Source organism: Pectobacterium sp. 1950-15, from assembly GCF_037136835.1.
Classification (GTDB): domain Bacteria; phylum Pseudomonadota; class Gammaproteobacteria; order Enterobacterales; family Enterobacteriaceae; genus Pectobacterium.
The window spans coordinates 36,619-59,019 of the sequence record NZ_JBBBQR010000018.1 but is presented as its reverse complement, the minus strand read 5'-3'; the positions used below and the strand labels follow the sequence as shown (position 1 = coordinate 59,019).

The 22,401-nt window shown below is 50.5% G+C and carries 20 protein-coding genes and 4 pseudogenes; 7 read left to right on the top strand and 17 right to left on the bottom strand.

Annotated features, from left to right (window positions below; genetic code table 11):
• Positions 1-136: 136 nt before the first annotated feature.
• From WCT94_RS17615 to WCT94_RS17605, 3 genes are all read left to right on the top strand, one after another.
• Entirely contained in the window at positions 137-625 is a 489-nt protein-coding gene (locus WCT94_RS17615; RefSeq protein ID WP_336870723.1) for an SRPBCC family protein, read from the top strand.
• 83 nt (positions 626-708) lie between these two features.
• Positions 709-1,383 (top strand): MarC family NAAT transporter, encoded by a 675-nt coding sequence (locus tag WCT94_RS17610; protein WP_336870721.1) that lies wholly within the window; start codon positions 709-711, stop codon positions 1,381-1,383.
• Between the two features lie 179 nt (positions 1,384-1,562).
• Entirely contained in the window at positions 1,563-3,161 is a 1,599-nt protein-coding gene (locus WCT94_RS17605) for a sensor domain-containing diguanylate cyclase (protein WP_336870720.1), read from the top strand.
• Positions 3,162-3,417: 256 nt separating this feature from the next.
• On the opposite strand, the gene WCT94_RS17600 is transcribed toward WCT94_RS17605, so the two are convergent.
• On the bottom strand, positions 3,418-4,608 hold the full coding sequence (locus tag WCT94_RS17600; protein WP_336870719.1) for an MFS transporter: 1,191 nt from the start codon (positions 4,606-4,608) through the stop codon (positions 3,418-3,420).
• Positions 4,609-4,729: 121 nt separating this feature from the next.
• A complete protein-coding gene (locus tag WCT94_RS17595) occupies positions 4,730-5,611 on the bottom strand; it encodes a LysR family transcriptional regulator (protein WP_336870716.1) in 882 nt (293 codons plus the stop codon).
• A 215-nt stretch (positions 5,612-5,826) separates the two neighbouring features.
• Here WCT94_RS17595 and grxB point away from each other — a divergent pair, with 215 nt between their 5' ends.
• Positions 5,827-6,462 carry a glutaredoxin 2 gene (gene grxB, locus WCT94_RS17590; protein WP_336870713.1) on the top strand — a complete coding sequence of 212 codons (636 nt, stop codon included), beginning with the start codon at positions 5,827-5,829 and terminating at the stop codon, positions 6,460-6,462.
• Positions 6,463-6,552: 90 nt separating this feature from the next.
• Here grxB and WCT94_RS17585 read toward each other — a convergent pair whose 3' ends face one another.
• The 5 genes from WCT94_RS17585 to WCT94_RS17565 form a co-directional block, all read right to left on the bottom strand.
• Entirely contained in the window at positions 6,553-7,893 is a 1,341-nt protein-coding gene (locus WCT94_RS17585) for a glycosyltransferase (RefSeq protein WP_336870711.1), read from the bottom strand.
• A gap of 11 nt (positions 7,894-7,904) precedes the next feature.
• Positions 7,905-8,759, bottom strand: coding sequence for a TauD/TfdA dioxygenase family protein (locus tag WCT94_RS17580; RefSeq protein WP_442955503.1), 855 nt, complete (start codon positions 8,757-8,759; stop codon positions 7,905-7,907).
• A 64-nt stretch (positions 8,760-8,823) separates the two neighbouring features.
• Positions 8,824-9,789: an L-tyrosine isonitrile synthase gene (gene pvcA / locus WCT94_RS17575; protein WP_336870708.1), complete on the bottom strand. Its 966-nt coding sequence runs from the start codon at positions 9,787-9,789 to the stop codon at positions 8,824-8,826.
• A gap of 418 nt (positions 9,790-10,207) precedes the next feature.
• A complete protein-coding gene (locus tag WCT94_RS17570; protein WP_336870706.1) occupies positions 10,208-10,540 on the bottom strand; it encodes a hypothetical protein in 333 nt (110 codons plus the stop codon).
• Between the two features lie 10 nt (positions 10,541-10,550).
• Positions 10,551-10,841 (bottom strand): barstar family protein, encoded by a 291-nt coding sequence (locus WCT94_RS17565; protein ID WP_336870704.1) that lies wholly within the window; start codon positions 10,839-10,841, stop codon positions 10,551-10,553.
• A 61-nt stretch (positions 10,842-10,902) separates the two neighbouring features.
• On the opposite strand from WCT94_RS17565, the gene WCT94_RS17560 reads away from it, so the two are divergent.
• Positions 10,903-11,136: a SymE family type I addiction module toxin gene (locus tag WCT94_RS17560; protein WP_336870755.1), complete on the top strand. Its 234-nt coding sequence runs from the start codon at positions 10,903-10,905 to the stop codon at positions 11,134-11,136.
• Between the two features lie 63 nt (positions 11,137-11,199).
• Here the strand turns inward: WCT94_RS17560 and WCT94_RS17555 are convergent, their stop codons facing one another.
• The 6 genes and pseudogenes from WCT94_RS17555 to WCT94_RS17535 all read right to left on the bottom strand — a co-directional run bounded on the left by WCT94_RS17555 (position 11,200) and on the right by WCT94_RS17535 (position 14,038).
• Positions 11,200-11,463: an immunity protein TriTu family protein gene (locus WCT94_RS17555; protein WP_336870702.1), complete on the bottom strand. Its 264-nt coding sequence runs from the start codon at positions 11,461-11,463 to the stop codon at positions 11,200-11,202.
• Positions 11,457-11,734, bottom strand: a pseudogene (locus tag WCT94_RS20855) (TreTu family toxin); the annotation flags it as partial. The pseudogene WCT94_RS20855 and the gene WCT94_RS17555, both read right to left, overlap by 7 nt.
• Positions 11,735-11,791: 57 nt before the next feature.
• Positions 11,792-12,400, bottom strand: a pseudogene (locus tag WCT94_RS17550) (RHS repeat-associated core domain-containing protein); the annotation flags it as partial.
• 68 nt (positions 12,401-12,468) lie between these two features.
• A complete protein-coding gene (locus tag WCT94_RS17545; RefSeq protein WP_336870701.1) occupies positions 12,469-12,795 on the bottom strand; it encodes a hypothetical protein in 327 nt (108 codons plus the stop codon).
• 644 nt (positions 12,796-13,439) lie between these two features.
• A complete protein-coding gene (locus tag WCT94_RS17540) occupies positions 13,440-13,760 on the bottom strand; it encodes a type II toxin-antitoxin system RelE/ParE family toxin (protein ID WP_336870698.1) in 321 nt (106 codons plus the stop codon).
• Positions 13,760-14,038: a type II toxin-antitoxin system ParD family antitoxin gene (locus WCT94_RS17535; protein WP_336870695.1), complete on the bottom strand. Its 279-nt coding sequence runs from the start codon at positions 14,036-14,038 to the stop codon at positions 13,760-13,762. The genes WCT94_RS17540 and WCT94_RS17535 overlap by 1 nt, the downstream gene beginning before the upstream one ends.
• Before the next feature lie 306 nt (positions 14,039-14,344).
• Here WCT94_RS17535 and WCT94_RS20850 point away from each other — a divergent pair.
• Positions 14,345-14,429, top strand: a pseudogene (locus tag WCT94_RS20850) (SymE family type I addiction module toxin); the annotation flags it as partial.
• Positions 14,414-14,639: pseudogene (locus WCT94_RS17530) on the top strand (SymE family type I addiction module toxin). The pseudogenes WCT94_RS20850 and WCT94_RS17530, both read left to right, overlap by 16 nt.
• A 72-nt stretch (positions 14,640-14,711) precedes the next feature.
• Here the strand turns inward: WCT94_RS17530 and WCT94_RS17525 are convergent.
• From WCT94_RS17525 to WCT94_RS17510, 4 genes are read right to left on the bottom strand one after another with little or no spacing between them, the layout of a single operon-like run.
• Positions 14,712-15,110, bottom strand: coding sequence for a hypothetical protein (locus WCT94_RS17525; RefSeq protein WP_336870693.1), 399 nt, complete (start codon positions 15,108-15,110; stop codon positions 14,712-14,714).
• Positions 15,110-20,386 (bottom strand): RHS repeat-associated core domain-containing protein, encoded by a 5,277-nt coding sequence (locus WCT94_RS17520; protein ID WP_336870690.1) that lies wholly within the window; start codon positions 20,384-20,386, stop codon positions 15,110-15,112. Before WCT94_RS17520 ends, WCT94_RS17525 begins: the two co-directional genes overlap by 1 nt.
• 20 nt (positions 20,387-20,406) lie before the next feature.
• Positions 20,407-21,324: a DUF4123 domain-containing protein gene (locus WCT94_RS17515; protein ID WP_336870688.1), complete on the bottom strand. Its 918-nt coding sequence runs from the start codon at positions 21,322-21,324 to the stop codon at positions 20,407-20,409.
• Positions 21,321-22,277, bottom strand: coding sequence for a DUF4123 domain-containing protein (locus WCT94_RS17510; RefSeq protein ID WP_336870686.1), 957 nt, complete (start codon positions 22,275-22,277; stop codon positions 21,321-21,323). Before WCT94_RS17510 ends, WCT94_RS17515 begins: the two co-directional genes overlap by 4 nt.
• Positions 22,278-22,401 lie beyond the last annotated feature (124 nt).

The following is a 22,401-nucleotide window of genomic DNA, read 5'->3' as shown; positions in this document are numbered from 1 at the left end:
GCTATTGCTGTGATAGCCTGCACCAACACTATCCCATGTCGCCCGCCACCTACCGCTTTGCTTCGCTGGACGATATCAGTCAGAATGGTGTGCATATGCCCATAAAGGGGTAACCATCGATTAGGGAGAATGACGGGTGTTTCCCTCTTTCTTAAGAAGAACCGCAGCGAAAAACGGCAGCTATGCCAATGAGATCAGCAGCAGCATTACTATCAATCGTCCGGCAGAACGCTTGTTTGATCTTTGGCGTAAACCGGAAACGTTGCCGATCCTGATGGGGCATTTCGCCAGTATTGAGATACTGAACTATACCGACTCCAACTGGCGGATTAATACACCGATTGGCGCGCTCATTGAATGGCAGGCTCGTATTATTGATGAAAAACCAGGGGAATATATCCACTGGCGTTCGCTGGAAGGGGCGCGGGTTCCCAATGAAGGCAGGCTTTCGTTTCAACCAGCCACATCAGAATCGGGTACAACCGTGACGCTGACGATTCGCTACAATCCACCGGGAGGCTTGATTGGGAAAAAGATCGGCCAAATGTTTGATATGTTTTCTCGCGATATGCTGACGAAAACGCTCTATCGTTTCAAAAAATTAGCGGAGGATGAGTTGGTGTAAGCCGCATCAGACGCCCTCGCGACAGGTCATCATTGACCGTTTTCCTGAACTGACGACAGCGCCCCAATAAAGAGGAACGTAGAATGCTGGAATTGATTCAAACCATTGGTCTTGGTCTGGTGTTAATCCTGCCACTTGCGAATCCACTGACAACGGTAGCCGTATTTCTGGCGATGTCCGGTAACATGAGCCAGGGGGAACGAAATCGTCAGATCTTTCAGGCGTCGCTCTATGTTTTCATCATTATGACCGTCGCGTACTATGCAGGTCAGGTCGTGATGAACACCTTCGGAATTTCCATTCCCGGCTTGCGCATCGCCGGCGGGCTCATCGTGGTATTTATCGGTTTTCGCATGCTTTTTCCTCAGCAAAAACCAGAACATGCGCCTGAAGTTAAAAGCAAAAAAGAAGAAATCAACGACAGTTTCTCTGCCAATGAGGTCAATATCGCTTTCGTTCCGCTGGCGATGCCCAGCACCGCAGGGCCAGGAACCATAGCCCTCATCATTAGTTCTGCCTCACAAATCAAGAGCGGCGTCGATATTACGCCATGGGTGATTACCGTTGCCCCCGTACTGACTTTTCTGTTGATCAGCCTGATCGTCTGGCTCAGCCTGAAAAGCTCTGGCCTGATTATGCGTTTGATCGGTCAAAGCGGCATTGAAGCCATTTCACGGCTGATGGGATTCCTGCTGGTTTGCATGGGTGTACAGTTCATCATTAATGGCACGCTGGAAATCGTGCACTCTCTCCATTAAGTCAAGGATGATGGAGAGATATCAATACGTTGCCAGATAGCCTAATTAGCGTCTATAACTTTGAATGGCGGGTTTATTCATTGGTCGCAAGCGAATGCCCCGCCGGTTTGCCATTGATGATGACATAACAAAAAGACAGCGTGATTTTGCTTACCTAGCGGAAAATAGGTGCGGCCACCATGAAAATAACAAAACGATTCCCGGTCAATTTACGTTCACTCATTTTATCTCTCGCCATTATCAGCATGCTCATTACGCTGACCAATGCCTATATTGCTGTTTATAACGTACAAAAAAAGCTCATTACCGATCAAATACTGAGCTCAAACCTTAACTACTCTTCCAAACTCGCTGCTACCACGGAAAGTTTTTTATCCTCCGCACAACAAGAGTTGGCCTACAGCGCGACATTGATGGCTGAAAGCTTTGATGACGATAAGGCATTGCAGGAGAAAAGCGAGCAGACATACCGCATGAGCGAAAGTTTTAATTCCGTCTTCGTTGCGGATACGCAGAATCGCATACGCACGGTTTACCCAGCATCGCTGAATCTGAAAGGAAACACACTAACCTCAGCGGCCAGTAAGCAAGCACTAACGGAGCGGAAACCGTTAATCAGCCAGCCTTATATTTCTGTTACGGGCAATCTGATCGTACTGGTGTCCTCTCCAATCCAAGATAAACAGGGAAATTATCTCGGTTACATCGGCGGAACCATTTATTTAAAAAGCAAAAGCGTCTTAAACGAATTCATGAATACCCATTTTTATAACGATTACTCCAGCGTTTACGTGATCGATAAAAGTGGGATTGTTCTCTACCATCAGGATAAACAATGGGTCGGCAAATCCATCAGAGATGAGAAAATCAAAGCCGCATTTCAGAACAAAAAAAGTGGAACCCTCGCGATACCCGATATGCAAGGTACCCCATCGCTGGCTGGTTTTGATACGGTCAAGTCATCTGGCTGGATTATCGTTACCTTGCATCCTTACCAAAACGTTATTGATTCACTTAACGGCGTCATGCGTTCAGTCTTATATGAAGGCGCGCCAGTGATGGTATTAATACTTATCGCGCTCACCCTGCTCGCCTTCTTTATAGCTAACCCTCTACGCCTGCTGGCCGTTTCTGCCAGTAAAATGGAGGAGCCCGACGTGATTGAAAAAATAAAGAAAGTCCCCTCCTGGTACTTTGAAGTTGAGCAGCTAAAACGCGTCATTCTTTTCGGTACGGTCTTGTTGCACAAGCGAATCGGCAAACTGAGCTTGCAGGCCCACACCGATCCACTCACTGGGTTACTCAATCGCCGTGGTGTCTATGAAAACATTGAGCTCATTCTGTCAAAGAGCCATCAGGCTGCCGTGATCGTGATTGATATCGACCATTTCAAACGCGTGAATGATACCTACGGGCACAATATCGGCGACGATGTCATCAGGCTGCTGGCTAAAAGCATAAAACAAGGCTCACGTGACGCCGATCTGATTTGCCGTACTGGCGGAGAGGAATTTCTCGCACTCCTGCCCAACACGGATATGAAGCAAGCCGTTGATATTGCAGAGCGGCTGCGTAGAAAAGTGGAAAAAATGCCGCTGCCGATTCCTGAAAACATCACGATTTCATTAGGCGTCACCTGCTTTATTCCGGGAACGGAACAGATAGACAGCGTGTTGAAAATCGCGGATGACGCCCTCTATCAGGCCAAACATGAAGGCAGAAACCGGGTCGTCACCAAAATCGTGCCTGAGAGTGCAATCAACAACGACACAAAATAGTTACGCGTCTCGTGAGCGGGAAAACAGGCAAAAAAAACCCGCACAAGGCGGGTAAGGTCATTCTAATGACAGGGATGGTTAACTAACACAACACTCACAGAGATGTGAGGTACTGACAAGGGATGAAAGGACTATAGCAAGCCAAATGTATAGTATTGTCATCAGCAGGTAAGGTTAATCTACCGGTTGTAAAACAACATTGGCGATGTTTCCCTGCCGCCCTGTCTGGCTACTTCAGCCTGCTTTCCAGCCACCATTACGCTTTTTTCGTTTTCATCAGCGCAGCGAGCAGTGCCATGATTGCCAACGCGCAGGCAAGCCCTCCGACCATCAGCCATCCCCCCTGATGCCAGGCAGCCATCGCAACGGAGGATCCCCCCGCGCCACCTAAAAACATACCGCCCATGAATACGGTATTGATTCGACCTCTTGCCGCTTCACCGAGCCCGTAAATCACATGTTGGTTGGCCACTAATGCGCTTTGTACGCCGAGATCGAGCAGGATAACGCCAATAATCAGGCCAATAACGGAATCGAAACCGATGAATACTCCCCATGAGAGCAGCGTCAGCAGTGCTCCGGCAATCACAACCGGGCGACTACCAGTTCTGTCGGCGATTCTTCCCGCCAACGGAGCTGCAAAGATCCCCGCGACACCAATCACGCCGAACAGCCCCGCAGCAGCAGCGCCCATGTGAAAACGTCCGCTTTCCAGATACAGCGCAAGCACGCTCCAGAACGCGCTGAACGATGCAAACAGCAGCGCCTGAATCAGCGTGGCTTTGCGTAATGCGCGTTCACCGCGCCACAGCGTCACCAGCGAACGCATCAGCGCACGGTAACGAACGGTTTGATTCGATGGTGAAGCCGGTAACATTCTTCCCATTGCCCACGCGCCCGCCAGCGCCAACGGCACACTCAGCCAGAACATCGCACGCCAGCCCGCGCTTTCCGCCACAAGGCCCGCAATCGTACGGCTCAGCAGAATCCCGCTTAACAACCCACTCATCACCGTCCCGACAATGGCGCCGCGCTGTTTCGCATTGGCAAGCTCCGCCGCCGCCGGAACAATCTGCTGTGCGGCAGTCGCCCCAAAACCGATGAGCAACGAAGCACTTAGTAAAGCGACAGCCGATGTCGATAAGGCTGCAAACGCAGAAGCCAGCGCCAGCATCAAAAATTGCCACACAATCAACTGACGGCGATCGAATTTATCACCGAGAGGAACCAGCAGTAGCAGTCCCAAAGCGTAGCCCAGTTGGGTCACCGTTGGGATCAGCGAGACTGCCCCGCTCGACGTAAAACTTTCACCAATCACGCCCAGCATCGGTTGGTTGTAATAGATATTGGCAACAGAAATACCGCTAGCTGCGGCCATCGAGAAAATCAGTAATTTGCCGGGAACCTGCTGCGTTCTAACCTCGGCTTCGCTGGATAATGTACTCATCATCATACCTGTCTGTGTGTTTCCCGCCGGAAGTCGGCAAGTGATGAGCACAGCATAAGGTACCGTCTTCATTCCCAGTAGAGAGGTAAAATGGATATCAGCTATTCCAAACAGGAATGTATCAGGGGAAAAGACGCTGAACGAAACCGGTAAAAATTCTGGCGCGGGCTGATGTCATGCGACCTCCGGGGTAGACAGCCCACAGATCCATCTTACCCAGCGACCATGAATCCAGCGCAGTGACGACCTGCCCGCTTTCCAGTTCTGGCGCAAACATCCATTCCGACGCCACAATCAGTCCTACACCGGATAGCACCGCTGCACGCACGCCTTCCGCCGCAGAAACCCGGATACGCCCATTGGGGAATACTGTGGTCTGTGTTCCATCCCGAGAAAAAATCCAGCGATCGGTTCTCTCTCCCTGCAAATAGATGACGGCAGGATACGCAGCCAGAACGTCAGGAGAAGCTGGCACACCATGACGTGCGAAATAGTCAGGGGTCGCCAGCAGGCGCATGGAACACGATGCCAAGCGCTGGGCAATCAGGCTGGAATCCTTCATTTCGCCCAAACGCAGAGCCACATCAATGCCTTCAGCAATCAGATCGATCGGGCGATCGTCCAGAATGACATCAATATTTAGCTGGGGATGCTCAGCCATGAATTCATGGAGCCGCGGTATGATGAGCTGTCTGGCGAAAGTCACGGGTGCACCGATGCGTAGCCGCCCAGACAGCGCCGTGCTCCCGCTCACCGCCTGCTCTTGGGCATCCCCCAGAATCTTTAACGCGGGGGCGATTTGCTCATAAAAATTCTGCCCAGCTTCTGTCGGCGTCAACCCTCGGGTAGAACGAAGCAGCAACGGCGTTGCCAGCTGATTTTCAAGCTGCATGATCGCTTTGGAAACCGCAGGCTGCCCGATACCGAGCCTGCGGGACGCAGCGGAAAACGACCCCGTTTCAAAAACGCAGATAAATGTTTCCAGCGCGCTAAGGCGATCCATGGCTTCTCTTCCGCAAAAGGAGTTTCACTGCATCATACAGGAATCCGGCAAGGATAAGACGGATTCACACACGCCCTTCCTTTCCTCACCCTCTGCAGCGGTAAGCCACATTCGCTTTACCGCCAACCACATCAGGTATTACTCTGATGGCATGATTTGTCATGACAGGGCTGGCAAGCTTTTGCCGCCTTTTTCAAAATCTTACGAGGCGATGCATGAAACTTTTCATTTACGAACACTGCCCATTCTGTGTCAGAGCCAGAATGATTTTTGGTTTGAAAGATCTGCCTGTTGAGCAATCGGTCATTATGGAAGGCGATGTCGACACACCGACGCGCATGGTGGGCCGCAAAGTGGTGCCCATCCTGCAGAAAGAAGATGGCAGCTTCATGCCAGAAAGTATGGATATCGTCCACTATGTCGACAGCAAGCAAGCGCCGTTAATCGCCGACAAAGCGGTTGATGCTGAGATAGAAGCCTGGTGTAAGTCCGTTTCCAGCGCGGTGTTTAACCTTGCAGTTCCCCGCTTCACGAAAGCGGATTTCAAAGAGCTTTCCACGCCAGAGGCGCGTCATGCCTACATCTTGCGCGAAGAAAAAGCCTTCGGTGACCTGGATGCGCTGCTCGCAAAAACGCCGGAACTGATTGCGGAAGTGGAGCAGAAACTCAAGGCGCTGGAGCCACGTCTGGCAAACGTCAGTGCCATTTCCACCACCGATTTTATTCTGTTCCCAATCTTACTATCGCTCACGATCGTGAAAGGCGTACAGTTTGGCCCTAACGTTCAGGCGTACCTTGAGCGGGTATCAAAAGCCAGCAAGGTTGCGTTGTTGATCGATAAAGCGCTATAGGGTTAATCGCATTCGAATAGCGTTATGGGGCACAGTTTTACCCCATAACGCGTGGCGGATTTCAACACGTTATTACGTATGAAATAATAGCTACACGCGAAGCAGAGAAGTATCCCTACCTGATGTTATACCGTCCTCCTTTAGCGGACATTCCGTTGTAAAACACAGCGCATTAACCTCAGTCTGAATCAGGGCAAGCGCATCGTGGCTGGCATAATCTGCCTTAATCCATCTTGCACGCTGCAAATAGCCGGGATCCTCCAGTATCTCAATGACAGACTGCTTAATCTGCTGTTCACTTGGCGTACTGGTTTGCAAGTTAATCCCACATTTGGCGAATACCACACGTGCAGCACTTTCCTGCTTATCTTCTCCTACCCCGGCCACAATTAAAGGCACACCCTCTTTTAAGGCAGCATTTATCGAACCGTATCCACCGTTGGTGATGAAGATCGACGCTCTTGGCAGCCAATCGTCATAAGAGAGGAAGCTCACCACTCTGGCATTTTCAGGCAAGGAAGCTTGCAACGAATCAATCAAACGCCCTCCCGTGGTCGCCAGCACCCTGACAGGTAAATCAGCCAGCGCACGCAGTGTCGGCCCAATAAGCTGCTGGAGATCGACATTCGCCAGTGTGCCTTGTGAAACGATAATAAGCGGTCGACTGTCGTCCGACGTCCACCATTCAGGAACACGTTCTGCTGCAATCTGGCGAGATAATGGCCCGATAAATCGCACACTTTGTGGCAAATCATCACGCTGATACTCAAGCTCAGTAGTGGATAGCTGCAAGAAACGATCGCAGCGGCCAATCAGTGTATCCATAAAAGGCTGTTCGAGGGGCCTCCCTCCCGACTGCACCATCGCACGGTCAAACGCGCGCTGAACTTCACTCATCAATGCCCGCGTTTCCTCATCAACAAGCTGTTCATGGCTCAGATCGGGCGGCAGCAATTTCGGAGGAATACGAGGCCCATAGAAAACTGAATCTCGCGTCGAATAGGACAGCGGCGTAACCCCGATGACGATCACGGGCGGCCGCTGCCCAGAAAGCAACAACGGAAGGACACCATAAAAACAGTTTTCAACCATGAGCAGATCGGCCTGAGTTTTTGCCAACGCGTCCCGCAACTGGCGATCCAACAAGGGAATCGGTGCTGCAAAAAAATCTTTCAGAGCCAAAGCCATCTGTGCGTTACCCGGCGGCAGCATGGCACGTTGGGGGAAATGCTGTTCAAGGTGTCGGTAGTCAAAATCAATGTCATCGCTAAAAGGGATAAACCCGACGCCAGCCGCCTCCGCCTGCTCGCGGAACAACGCCCCGCTAAACAGCGTGACGTCATTCCCCTGCTCAACCAAATAGCGAGCGATAGTCAGTAACGGGTAAACATGCCCCGGCGTCGCCATCGCCGCCATAAGAATATGTGCCATGATGTTTGCCCTTATGCCGCGTTATCAATACAGGTATTCACACAAATCGGGGTGCCCTGAATGTGAACCCGTTGCAGGTGGCGTGCAGACTGCGCCGTAAAGGCTTCACGGCCATGCAGCAGCGAGAAATTATCGGCGACCACAACATCGCCCTGTAGCCATTGATGCGCATAGTAATAACGGGGATCGTACAGATGCTGCCGTAACGTCTGACTAAATGCGTTTTGCGTTTCCGGCGTGACATTATGGTATTCCAGCGCATGCTGGTTAAGGAAACGCTCTCCTTCGGTCGGCGGCTCGTTGTAACGCATGATCTCCCCCGTGCCGTTAGGGTGAGGAATGACCAATGGAGACGTGACCTCACCGCCATAATGCACAACGGCTTTAATACGGTAAGTGATTGAAACACTGCGCCACTCATCGACTAATTGTGCGTCGACCTCTGCCAATAAGCGCGTGGTGTCAACAAAGGTGGTACGTCCGCCTTGCTCCTGCCCCGGCGCAGAGACACAGTGGAACAGCTGAAACTCGGGTATGGTTGGTTTGTACATGCCATCCCAGTGCAGCGGTACATAGCTATTATCAAAGATGTGATCCTTGGTATCCGCATGCTCCTTCACGTCGAGCACCGCCCCGAAAGGCCACATCATGATTTCCCCCCAGTGACCAGCGTATTCGGTCAACGTTTCAGGATCGGAAAACCCGGAAGAAAACCCACGCAGTACCAGAAGATGATGCTCTCGGGCGAGCACACGCAGTGTGTCGATCGGCAGTGTAGTGATGCTCTGCCCCGTTTCCACAGGCGTCAGCAACGCACCAAAAGGGGAAAGCGGTTCAATGCGGCAGTTCAGGCTATTTTCCATCATGTATATTCCCTTATAAGATGACAATATCGGTGTCCCAGTAAACGATAAGACGAGAAAAGTGCGCTTAGGCCATATCAGTCTGTTTAACCAGGTAATGGCTGGGCGTACCGCGGATTTCCACAATCTCACCATCCAACTGCTGTGCATCAGCATTCTTCATCAGCACAAATTGCCCATTAACATTGGCGGCAACACCATGCCAGGGCGTCAGCCAGTCGTCCTTGGTAGGCATCATATGAATACCCAGCTTCAGACTGTCCGAAGGCTGAGGGTGAATAGACAAACGGATGGCGTCTGGGAATTGCTCAGCAAGCAGGTTGCCCCACGCCCAGCTGCGTTGAATAACGCCACACGCACGTTTTTTGGCATCCTTCTGTAACGCCGCATTAGAACCGGTATAGCCAGGCCGCAGGCTATCCTCATAGAGAAAACGGGTTATTGAACGATAAAGCTGCAAGCCTTCTTCACTCTGCATGAGCTGCGCCTTGATGTCCTCTTCTGACTCGGCGTAATCCTCAACCAGCCGCTGGCGGAGCTGATCGTAGTCAGCAGTAAGTGGCGCCATATTCTCGACGTCCTTAAGGTTAAAGACGCTGAGATGAACGGCTCCCAGCTCATGCAGTAAATTTTCAATCTCATCCTGATAGATGTTAATCGTTTCGTCGCTAGTCCCAATCAGATCGCCAAATACATGTCCATCTGAGCAAATACGGATATGCGCACCGGGCGGATAATACAGCTGAATACGCTGACATAACGAATTCAGGAAGGTCAGGGACAAACGCTCCGCCATATCTGGTTTTCTCCCTAACACCTTATAAGGACTGGGAGATTTCACCGGAAACGCTGGGAGAATAAGTTCAATGCGACGGCCTTCTTCAATAAAGGCACGGATTCTGGGCAACTGAACCTGAGTCACCTGAGACTCTTCTTCACGAATCGGTTTCGTCGAATGGGTAAATCTACGTCGATATTGAATTAACTCATTTAATATTAGCGATGAAACTAATTCATTATTTATTATATCCAAAATAACCTCATTAACTTAAAGAAGGGAATTAACTGCATAGCAGTGACGCACAAACAATAGAATAAAACCCTTACGCGATCACAAAAAAAATACTGAATAACATATTCAGTATTTTTATTTACGATGCTAATAATTAAAATCGTTCATAAAGTAATTATGAGAGAATAATTAAGTATCAGAACCTGGGAATAAGCCGCGATGCAGATTCTGCTATCGGCAGGATGGATAGGATTAGATGGATATAGGAGGATAATAGAGAATGGACTCTGACGGGCGGCGAACCACACAGTTCAGGAAAACGAGTCTATCGCTGACGATTGAAGTATTGGCGACTGGGTAAAGCGAAGGGAACGTTGGCGTAATGGTATTATGAGTGGAGTGATTAGCGTGAGGGGGATTGATTATGAATTGTTGTTAATTACTTCTCTTCAATTTGGTAATGGCCTGGTTTTGACCATAAAATGATTTTATACTTCCCTGTGTATAGCCCTTTCTCTTTATAAAACCCCATAACCTCTGACGGATACCAACCGTAACCGAACAAAAATAACGCATCTAATTTAACCATTTCTCTGATGAGATAGAGTTTATCACTCTCACTTTCTACAGCTTTGGTCATAAAACCACAAGAATGAAAAAAACCAAGAGATTTTACTTTATTTGTTAAGTCCTCTCCTTGCACACTAAGTTTCACAGTGCTCCCTGTCATATCGATTACAATAATCGTATTTTCTGGCATTGTGTTCATCATGCAACCATCATCAAGAAACATTAAATTTAAAAACACCTTCGTTAAACCCAGAAAACCTGGATATATTTCTGAAGGTTGATAACAGCCTTGAAAATTCTTCTGGATAACTATTTTTAAAAACAGAACTATTCCTCCACTCCACAATCAATGGTCGACATTCATCATCAATCGGGGTCATGAAATCATATAGAGCATCTGCGTTTCTTCCAAAATAAGGACCAAACGCTAACGCTTGTGAAAGGTGATCATAAATATCATGTGGTGTTTTCTGTTTTTCACCATCAAGGACGATGAGTTTCATATGATTCTCCCTTCACATCACTTAAAGTAATGAAACTACTGCTGGTATTTTACACGACTAAATTAGACGATCCAGCGCGTCATTCATCCGGTCTTTCCAGTATCTGACGCTAACGCAACTCCCACAGGGCGAATATCAAAATGAGACGAGTAAAATGGTAAATCTTCTGCTCCCGCCCTCCGCCATCAACCTTAAAGGCCGCTGGCTGGAAGAGTCGAGTTTCATCACCGGGATGCCCGTCATCGTCACGGTGGCGCGCGGCAGGATTATTATTGAGACCGAGATTAATTTGTAGCGACTGACCAACAGCTAAAAATAAAAAAGCCGGAAGGATCGTGTGCTCGCTTCCGGCTTTCATTTATTTTAAAAGATCGCTAAATTCTTTAAATGACTCTCTTATTTCACCTATATCAGATAGTTCTCTTCGCTCATTTATAATATATCTTTCAGTATCAACATTTATTATTTCCAACATGCATGATTTATCATCCCACACAGTAAAACGGGCGATATTATTTTCATCTTCAAAATCAACCACCAAGCTATCTGTATAGTCATTCTGATTAATTACAATTTGATAATCACTATTTAATAAAATCCAATCCTTTATTTCATTTAGCATTTCTTTTCTATTCCTTTCTCAGTTTTATGTGCTGTTACCTTTATATTTTCTGCTTTTGGCATTTCAGGAACAGGTAATCCTTTACGTTTAGCTAAACGTCCTTCAAGAGAATCTGGGCCTACAATTTTGCCCAGCCTTCATTGGTTTTAATTAAAGATCCTTCTGGCACATCAAACTCAGCATATACTGTTCCGGGTTTAGCCTGTTTACCAAAGGCTTCAACATCTGCGGGGAAAGCAACATGAGTTGTACCCGTATTGCTTTGCACAACTTTTCCCGTCTCCAGCATTTGTTTATGTTCGGCAGGGCTCATCCAACGACCAACTTTGACCAACCCAAGCGGATCAATCCACTCCAGCGGGTTATGAACATAAGCTTGAGGCCTTATTCCCCCACCCAGCCCTATCGGGTCCGGCGAAAGATATTGCCCGCTCTCCGCATCATAGTAACGATGCCGGTTGTAGTAAAGCCCCGTTTCCGCATCGTACAACTGCCCCTGATAGCGCAGCTCGCAGTACACCTCTTCGTTCGCCGCATCCCCAAGGTAGCGACGTAGCGGAATAGGCCGCCGCTCTTCCCGGTGGGCGCCCCACAGCCCCTGTTCCCCGCGCCAGCGAACGTCCCCTTCCTCGCTGCATAGCTCTCTTGCGGTTCCTGTCAGGTCCGTCACGATATAGTGCAACTGCGTGCTGTCGCCCTGTGCCTCGACCTGTGCCAGTGGGCGGAAGCTGCCGGGCTCGTAAACCCACTGTACTTCCCGTGCCGCTGAACCATCCGCCCGGTACTGCTGCTGACCAATCAGTTGGTCACCGTCCCATCGGTACGCCACCCGCGCTACCGCCTGCGCCGACGGCACCTGGCCCTCGTGCACCTTGTTGATTCTGCGCCCAAACGCATCGTAGCGATACCGCCAGCGTGCCCCGTCCGGCAAACTGCTAAAAATAATAAAGCCGGAAGGATCGTAGCGATCGCTCCGGCTTTTATACCTAACCTAGTTTAATTCATCTATAACCATCGAGATAATGGACTTTCTTGTAGATATTTTTCCAATAAATCTTTATCGATTATTTTCTTCTCAATAACAGGACGGAGAATTTCTTCCAAAATCTCAAAATCCTCTTGACAGCCTGTATTATCTAAAAGAACTTTAAATGCACTATCAACAAGTGACATTTCGCCATGAGAGTTAGCATCAAGAATAAAACCAACAACTTCTGATTTTATTCTCTTATTTTCAAAATATTCTTCCTCATCGGAAGAGTATTCTTTCTCGTAAGATGAAGCTAACTCATCAGACAGATATACTAACCGGGAATTTAAATTATCAGTCATTCTATTATCTCATATGCTCCAGCGGGAATACCATTTTTAATCAGCACTTCTCTATCTTTCTTAGCATACCTTGCTGCTTTACCACTTAAGCCCCCTCCGTCGCTAACATCTATAATATTTTCATCAGGTATTTTTGATAAATCTACTTTTATCTTACAACCATTCCTATTATAAAAATCGGCGGTTTTTTCGTTGTTGATATTAATTGCGTATCTAATTTCCCATTACTTACATGCTCTTGTCGTGGCGCGAGCCGTTTCGCAGCTTGCTGTGGGACGGTGAAGTGTCTGCCGGGCTCAGCCAGTGCAGCGGGGTTGTGGCGGGGGCGAGGTAAAGCCCTTTAGCGGAGGCCGTCAGGCCGACAACCCCGGTTCTGTTGACGTTGATGTTTGCTGAAGGTTGACGCCGGAGCCTGCGCCGCCAAGAAGGGCGGCCACGCCGTGGAAGCCGAAGAACGGGCGCGATATTCGCAGCAGAGCGAGCCTGCGAGCTGTGCGCCACACTGCACCAAGAACCCAACCCCGGCGGCCAGCCGCACACCGATGCCGAAGTAGCCCGCAGCGAGCCCTTAACCTGCCCTGCGCCGTCCTGCGCCCTTGAAGGGCGTGAGCTACTTTTTGTGACTGTCTGGCAACTCTGGGCGTTCAGTCAGCAGCATCCGTCACCAGGTCGCTTTCATAGTCCTGACCACCGTGCCAAATGCCCAGCACCGTTACCGTCCTTTTGTCTTCTTCCACCATAAAGGCAATGACCGTTCTTTTACGGTAGTTCGTCACGCGAAGCCCCGCCAGAAGGTCATTACGGGGGTTTCCCCTCTCTGGGAACAGCGCAAGTGACTCACAGTAATCAACCACGCTTTCCGTGTAGCTCAGCGCCGTATTCGGTGTCGCCGCCTCCGCGATATAACGATACAACGCTGCAAGTTGCTCTTCCGCCTCGGGTGCGAACACCACCTGATACGCCATTATGACTCTCCAGTCGCCTTCTTATGCTCGGCTTTCAGTCTGTTTCTTATGTCATTACCGCTGAGGCTGTCCGTTTCCCCCCGTTGCAGCGCATTCCATGCCGGAACAACCTGCTCCTGCAACCATTTATCCACCGCATTATCACGCGCCAATAACGCCCTAAGTCCCTCTCGGATGACCTCGCTTTCCGACGCATATTCGCCGCTGGCAACTCGCGCTTTGACCAGTGCCGCCATCTCATTCGGCAACGTGATGCTCATCTGCTGTGTCGTTCTCATTGGTAACCCCTTTCTCTCGCCAAGTAGGATTTAATCATACTCATTCTTTTGTCCCTTGTCAGGGGCGACCCGAGTTGTTTTCTTTCGGCATGACTTCAGTTTCCGCTCTGCCGGATGGGTCTTCTTATGCACCTGTTTCAGATGACCGATTGCTACTCGGGTAAGGAAGTGATTAAGAAGTTGCTGGATGCCTTTTTAACCAAGAAGCAGTTACAGGCGCTGGCAAAGTAACGGAGTTAACGCGGAACTGACGCGCTTGCAACACGTCAGCCCGCTCACCACAAGCAACTAAACGAGGTAGTTACTATGGCTAAGGCACATTCTAAGTCAGGCGTCACCGTTAATAAAGCAACCAAAACAGAGCGTTACTACACCGTGGGATACGCCCCGCACAAACCTGTGATAAACAGGTTTGAACAGCGTTAGCTGGCCCGCAGGGCGAGTCTCAAAATGAGACGAGTAAAATGGCAAGCCCAACCCGCCCTCCGCCATCAACCTGAAAGGCCGCTGGCTGGAAGAGTCCGGCTTTATCACCGGGATGCCTGTCACCGTCACGGTAGAGCGCGGCAGGATTATTATTGAGACCGAGATTAATTTATAAAAAATAACCTGGCCATAAAATAAAAGCCGGAAGGATCGTGTGATCGCTTCCGGCTATTTTTTAATTAAGAAATCACTCTCCCAGAGAACTTATCCATTTATCAAAATATTCTTTTTGCTCATCAGGGCTAACTAAATCTTCTACTTCATAATCAAAGATACCAACCAAATCACCCCGATCAGCTTGCCTCCCCCAAGTTAATTCATAAGCTTTTATTCCGCTTGCCATCTGTCTAGCCATTCTCGAAGGGTACACATTCTTTTTTGCCCCTTTACATAAGAAAGTGATATTTTTTACTTTATCTCTTAAACCACAGAGACAAGAAAAAAAATCATTAGCTTGAGATTGTTCTATAACTTCCCCATTAACAAGTAAAGTCATCAAACAAGATGAGTCTTTCTTCAGAACTATCGTCCCAAGAGTCTCTTTTCCATCAATTAATAAACTGACATCAACACTATTAATCATCATCACCACCCATAATGCTTAGGATTTAATATACTATAATTTCCAAAAGTACCATCGGCATTAACCGGAGTCACACCTAATACATTCTCTGGTTTAACTCCCCGAGGAATTGCGACCTCTAATTCACGAGGGAATGGTGTCGCTTTTCCCAATGCAGAATTAACATCTATGCCATTATTAGATCTTATAGCGTACACATAGCCACTTTCTGTATAGAGCTGCGAACCAAATTCTGCGGCTACTTCTGGTGATTTAGATGTGCTTATAAAATTACTAGGGGGAGATGTATTATCGGAAGCGTGTTTAAAAAGATCATTACTATCCCCCCAAGGCTGAAAACCCTCATTAAAAATAGTATTAGGGTCTCTTGAATCCCCTCGGTACGTTATTGTTTCCTTCGGTGTCAATCCAAGGGGATCTACCCAACTGAGCGGATTTTTTACATAACCATATGCCCTTCTACCACCCGCCAGCCCTATCGGGTCCGGCGAAAGATATTGCCCGCTCTCCGCATCATAGTAACGATGCCGGTTGTAGTAAAGCCCCGTTTCTGCGTCATACAACTGCCCCTGATAGCGCAGCTCGCAGTACACCTCTTCGTTCGCCGCATCCCCCAGATAGCGACGCAGCGGAATAGGTCGCCGCTCTTCCCGGTGTCCACCCCACAGTCCCTGTTCCCCGCGCCAGCGAACGTCCCCTTCCTCGCTGCACAGCTCTCTTGCGGTTCCTGTCAGGTCCGTCACGATATAGTGCAACTGCGTGCTGTCGCCCTGCGCCTCGACCTGTGCCAGTGGGCGGAAGCTGCCGGGCTCGTAAACCCACTGTACTTCCCGTGCCGCTGAACCATCCGCCCGGTACTGCTGCTGACCAATCAGTTGGTCACCGTCCCATCGGTACGCCACCCGCGCTACCGCCTGCGCCGACGGCACCTGGCCCTCGCGCACCTTGTTGATTCTGCGACCAAACGCATCGTAGCGATAGCGCCAGCGAGCCCCGTCCGGCAGGCTTACCCGCACCAGCCGGTCCTGCACGTCCCAGTCGAAATACGTTTCCTTCGGCCTGAACCCCGGCCGCGTTTCCCGCTTCACCGCCAGACGCCCGCAGTCATCATACCGGTACTGCGTATGGCCCCGCTCGATGACCCGGCCCGCCGCATCGTACCGCGCCGACGCCTGCACCACCGCATCCTGCACCTTCAGCGTCTCGCTCAGACCCGGCGCTATCTGCGACACCTCGCACAGGTTCTGTTCGCTGTCGTAGCCAAACAGCCGCGCCTGACGACGCCGCCCCTCATCACGGCGCTCCGCCGTCACCTGGCCTGCCCCGTTAAGCCGGAACGCCTGCTCGCCCCAGTGGCTGTCGCTGATGCCCGTCAGCCGGTCCAGCACATCGTACTGGTAGCGACGCTCCAGCACGTCATTCACCCGACCATCCGCCCCTTCCAGCGCCTGACGCTGCAGCAGCCCCGTCGGGCTCCACTCGTGGCGTAATGCAAACCCGCTGCCGTTAGTGCGTCGTTGCTCTTCGCCCGCCGCCGTGTGGCTGAACTGCAGCGGCTGGTGTGAACCGATACCCAGTGACGACAGCCGCCCCGACTGCCACGCCAGCTGCAGCGGGGCCAGAATCCCTTCCACGACAGCACGCTGACCACCCGCGTCGTACCCGCTCTGCACCGCCTCACCGTTGACCGTTTCCGACGTCACCTGACCGGCCCGGTTATAGGCGTACTCCACCACCGCATCCGGGCTGGCGGCTTGGGTCATCCTACCGGCAACATCATATGCCAGCTCGGTGATGCCGTCCGTTTCCCCGTCCGCTTTCCGCGCCGTGATACACGTTATCCGCCCTGCCGCATCGTGCTCATAATGCAGCGTGCTGCCATCCGGCGCGATGCGCTGCACCAGACGGTCAGCCACATCGTACTGATACCGGTATACCCGACCGTCGTAATGCCGCTCCTCGCTCAACCGTCCACTGCCGTCAAAGCCGTACGTCCAGTCGCGCCCCTGACTGTTCGTCACCCCGGCGAACTCGGCTTCCGCATTGTAGTGGTAGCGCACCGTCGCTCCCAGCGGGTCGGTCGCTTCCAGCAGGTTATCGAACGCCCCGTAGCGGAACTGGTAGCGCTGCCCCAGCGCATCCGTCACCGCCGTCAGGTTACCTTCCACATCGTAACCAAACCGCGTCTCGCTGCCGTCTTCATACACCACTTTCGACGGAGACTCACGCACGCCGTCATACTCCCAGCGCCGCACCTGCACGCCCGCTTCATGCCCGATATGCCGCTCTGTCAAACGGTCAAGATCGTCATACCGGAACATCACCGGTGGTGCATTATCCCGCTCAAGGCTGCTCAGCAGGCCACGACGATTATAGTGATAACGCTGCAACACACCGTCCGGCCCTATCACCGTCGACAGTTGCCCTGTTTCACCATAGCTATACAGCCACTCGCGCCCTTCCGGATCGTTAACCTCGACAACCTGCCCTGCTGCGTTACGCTGATAGCGCCATTCGCTGCCTAGCGGATCGATATAGGCCAGCAGTTGTCCGTTATCATCATATTCATATTGATGCGCCGCGCCGTCAGGCAGGATAACTTCGGTTACCTGCCCCCAGTCATTGCGCTGATACACCGTGCGGCCACCCAGCGGGTCGGTCTCTGCCACCAGTTGATTATCCACCCACTCAAACCGGGTCTCACCACCGTCTGGTGTACGTTCCAGCAGAATATTGTTGCGCTCGTCGCGTACATAGCTGAATACCCCACCAAACCCGCTGTGATAATGACTGGTCAGCGTGTCATCGTCGTATTCAAAGTGACCCGGCCAGTAGCCTTCCGAGGTTCTGTCCCGGATGGCGCGGCCTTTTTTATCATAGTCGTGCTCAACCCAGGTCGAGCCTAAATCCGACCAGCGTAGCAGCCAGCCTTCCGGCGAGTAGCGATAGTCAAAGTTGCGTCCCTCATCCGCCCGTACGCTCAGTAAATGCCCACGCTCGTCATAGGTATAGCTCGCCAACGTTTTTAATCGCTGACGCTGCGGGGTACACAGCGTCAGTGCCGTGATCCTTTGGTGTTCCGACGTGACGTGAATCAAACGCCCATCCGACAACGTAACCCAGTGCAGTTCGCCCAACACCCATTCGAAAACCACCCGATTACCCGCAGCATCGTCGATAGACGTCAAACAAAGTTGGAGGCCAAGCGCATATTCAAAGCGATAGTACAAGCCACCTACGTGGTGAAGCACCAGTTCACCCTGCTGCCGAGTCAGCCGCCATTGTGGGTTCGACGTTGAGCGACTGAACTCCCCTTCATTCGGGAGCGTGAAAAATGCCTGATTAAATTCACCATCCGTTAACGTTGCTACCCCATCGTTAAGCGTCAGGCTGATATCCCAGTTGGTACGCCACAATGTGCCTAATAAACCAGAGTGACGTTTTCCCGTGGAACGATAATAACGTTGCAATGAAAGCGGCAGAGGACTACTTACCTGAATATCCGTGCGCTGCTCCACCACCGCCCCGGTTGCCATGTCGACGGGGTCACCATTTTGTTTGCCATTTTTGGGGTCAGATTTAGCGTCTTCATTTTGTTCTTGGGCCTTTTTCTTGGCTGCTTCATCAACGTTTTGTTTGGGGGTCCGAGCACCCGCCGTTATAGTATGAGTGCCATCAGGAAGTGGCGTGGCATCATCTGGCGTGTGCTTCTTCTCACCCGATGAATGTTTTTCAGCCTCATGAGGCTGACTTTTTTGACTGCTATCAGTAGATTTAGGCTGAGGCTTATCTTGAGGTTTTGGCGTTTCCGCCGGTGTTGAATGGGGTTGCTCAGACGGTGTATGTGGGCGTTGAGAGGCATGTGAGGCACTCGTCGAATGTTTCCCGCCCTGAGAGGCCATACCGATTCTATTCTTACCGCCTTTCCCTGACATAGCAGAAACTATACCTATTGACGACACCATTCCGGCCTCAGCCATCGTCAAACCACTAGGCTTTTCTGCCCGTTGATTAAATTCAGTGATTTCCTCTTCGGTACGATAGTCACCCGATCCCCCCTTTTGCACAGTCATGGCAGATAACTCACAGCTCCCTTTAGGCCGCGCACTGCCAATAACCTGTGTCATGATTTGAGGGATAAATTCAGCAAATTCATCCTCAATTAATCCCGTGACAACGGTAAACATTGAGATTAATTTCTCGAGGACGTTCACCATGGCTCGAAAGCTGTCAGCCATCAGCACAACTATCCAACTACGCTCACCAGAAACACCGTTCACCAGCAGATCTAGCGCTGCTTTCATGGTTTCCAGTATTTTTTGCCCTTTCTCAGCGTAAATTCTGATATCAGAACGTATACTCATCAACCAGTTGACTATATTACCGTTACTCAAACTGCGAATAATTTGAGTGGCTTCCTCAATATTCTGCTGTTTGTTGCCTTTAGCACCTTTCAGCTTCCGTAAGGCTTGCGTAATGGCATTACCACTGACTTTTAGCGCATCCCCGACGCCAGGAACAAAACCAATGACACACAGCACCCCGTCAATCTTATGCATAGTGTCGCCCAATAATTCGGGGTCTTCGTAGCTATCCCAGCACCATTTTCCGAGGAAATACACATCAATACCTACCCCAACGACGGGAATACAGCCCAGAATTACCTCACAGAACAGCAGAACGGCGTTATCAATACTGGATGCCTTACTTGCCACCTCCGCCGACAATTGATGCTGAATCCGGCGAATTTCCCTTTGGAGCTCGCCATCACCGCGATGAAGCTGTCTTTCCAATTCCCAGAAACGCTTCAACGCCGGTTTATATTGATCCGGTATCGTACTCAGCGGCATTCTCACAGACTGTTGGACAGAGCCATACTCCACCAGTCCTCGCTCTCTCAGGATGACGAACAGGGAAAAGTATTCTCCGGCAAAACTCGCATAGGCAGCGTTAGACATCAAAACGGGGTTGTTTTGCACCGTTTTCTTAGGGTCAAACGTATCGCTGCCTTCCCCCAAAATGAGTTCATACGTGCTACACCCCATATCGTGGATGAAAAATATGCCGTTCTCATCAGTTTTCCCCCTTATTTCGTGGTTATTGCTATCGGTTACTTGAAAAGGGGCATTCGGTATTGGTTCACCCGAATCGTAATGGTAATAAACGAGTATTTCGCAGCCACAGGTTGTACATCCCCCTGAGATTTTATTATCCGTGGTGAAATTGCGCTTCGCGGCATCCCCGCTGGCAGCTAACGCGCTGCTTTTATCCTGACTCATGAAATGACGTCCTTTTTATTTTATGCTTCGTCCAGGTGGTCAATTGCTGCCTGATACAGGCGATCCATACGGCTTTGCGTGCCAATATATTCAGGCTGTACCAGAATGTTTTTTGCCCAAGGCTGATGCATGAATTCCGGCGAGATTTCTGTCGCCAATGCTAGCCAGCGCACGATATCGCGGTCGTTATTAAAGCCGCTGTTCCTCGCCTGTTCCGCCTGCTGACGGGTAAACGCCTGTAGTTCATCATCAGGCGCATTTTGCCAGTCAACATGGTAAGCACGCAGATGTTCCATATAGCGCGCCAGATGCTGATGCTCGGAAGGCGCCATGATGGCGTGCCATTGTTCGGTACTCAGCTGGCGCGGCAGGATGTCTGGAATGGAGTGCGGCTCACGGGCGGTGAGGTTTAAGGTGCGTATCACGCCATCAGGAGAAATGTCGCAGAAACTGGCTATCGGGCCATAGAGCGCACAAGCCTCTTGTGCGGAACTGGCGGATAACAGCTGCTTCACCACCTGCCAGTCCCCCACGCGCAGGATGGCATTCTCCCCGGAAGGAGAGGTCACCAGACTCCACTGCCGTAGATGCTTCGTGACCTCAAGCAGTTGATCGAGCGGTGAATATGCCTGCATAAACCACGCCAGCTGTAGCCCCATTCCCCAGCCCGGTTGAGTGACAATGTGTTCTTTCACCTGAGGCCAGTTAGCAACGTTAAGCGGGATGCAGTAGGGCGATACCGAGGCATGAACGCGCCCCGTTTCTCCCCAGTACAAACGGGTCTGTTCCAGACTGCCTCCCCAGCGTTCGGCCAGCCAGGGAACCGCCTCGTTCATCGAGGCTTCTGCGATAACAAAACAGCCGCCCTGAGCGATACGCGTTTGCCAGACCGCATCATCTTCCGGCATCAATTCAAGGAAAGGTTGCGATACACTCACAGCGTGACCTCCGTTATGTCAGGTAATTCTCCCCGCATCCAACCGGGGCGATGGTAATTAAGCTGCACACTTTCAATTCGTTCTGGCTCAGATTTAAAAATCCGAAGACTGTCCGCTATCGAATAACGTTCAGTCAGATGAATAAAGATCGGGTGCAAATAGAATTCACTACCGAGCACCCAGCGATGGGCAGCCCAGGCTTCACATTCCGCTTCGCTGGCTTTGGGATAATAGTTCTTTGCTAAGGCAATACCGCTAATAAAGTGCGCTTTGACTACTTCAATATCCAGAGGGAAAACACAGTACGCACTGACAAAAAGAAAGAGTTCATTCGCTAATCGGTGTAAGCGATTATCGTTAGCGAGAAGGTAATACTGATAGTGCGTTAGCGTAATGTGGTACGCATTATCAACGTCGTGCTTATTTTTATACTTAATGTCTCGCTGTGCGAATAGCTGATATTCCCCACGTTCGCTATTTATTATGGGTAAATACATATCATCGAGTGGACCGAGAAAATCAGTTTGCGCAACCAGCTCCAAAGTGGGCCACCAGGCCGATAAAACGTCTGGCGCATAACTACGAAACACCGCCCGTGTGCCATCAGGCCAGAGACAGAAAATACGCTGCTGCCAAAAATTCGCCACCTGCTGCAATGTCAGGTCGCCATGCGTGAGGATCACACCACCATGGCGCTCCGGCTGCGTTTCAGTCAACCAATGCAGCAACGTTTCTCCTGGTTTGCCTTCTTCTATTTTCACCACAATAGGTGCCCACATCTGCCAGTTTTCGGCATCCTTGCCAAATTGCAGCTGTTGCCATATATCCGCCGCAGCAGGTTGAAAAGCCTGCCAATATTCCGGTAATTGGGGATAATTCAGCGGCGAGATAATAGCGAACAACGGCGCATTAAACTGGCTGATTTCAAACAGGGTATAACCGTTTGCCATCATCGTTATTTGCCTGTCAATAAATGAGATAATTTTTAATACGATGAGCGTGTATTGATAATCGCAGCAACGACCCGATAATCATGCAGATTATCGGGTCAGAAAATACAGTTTATTTATATGATGA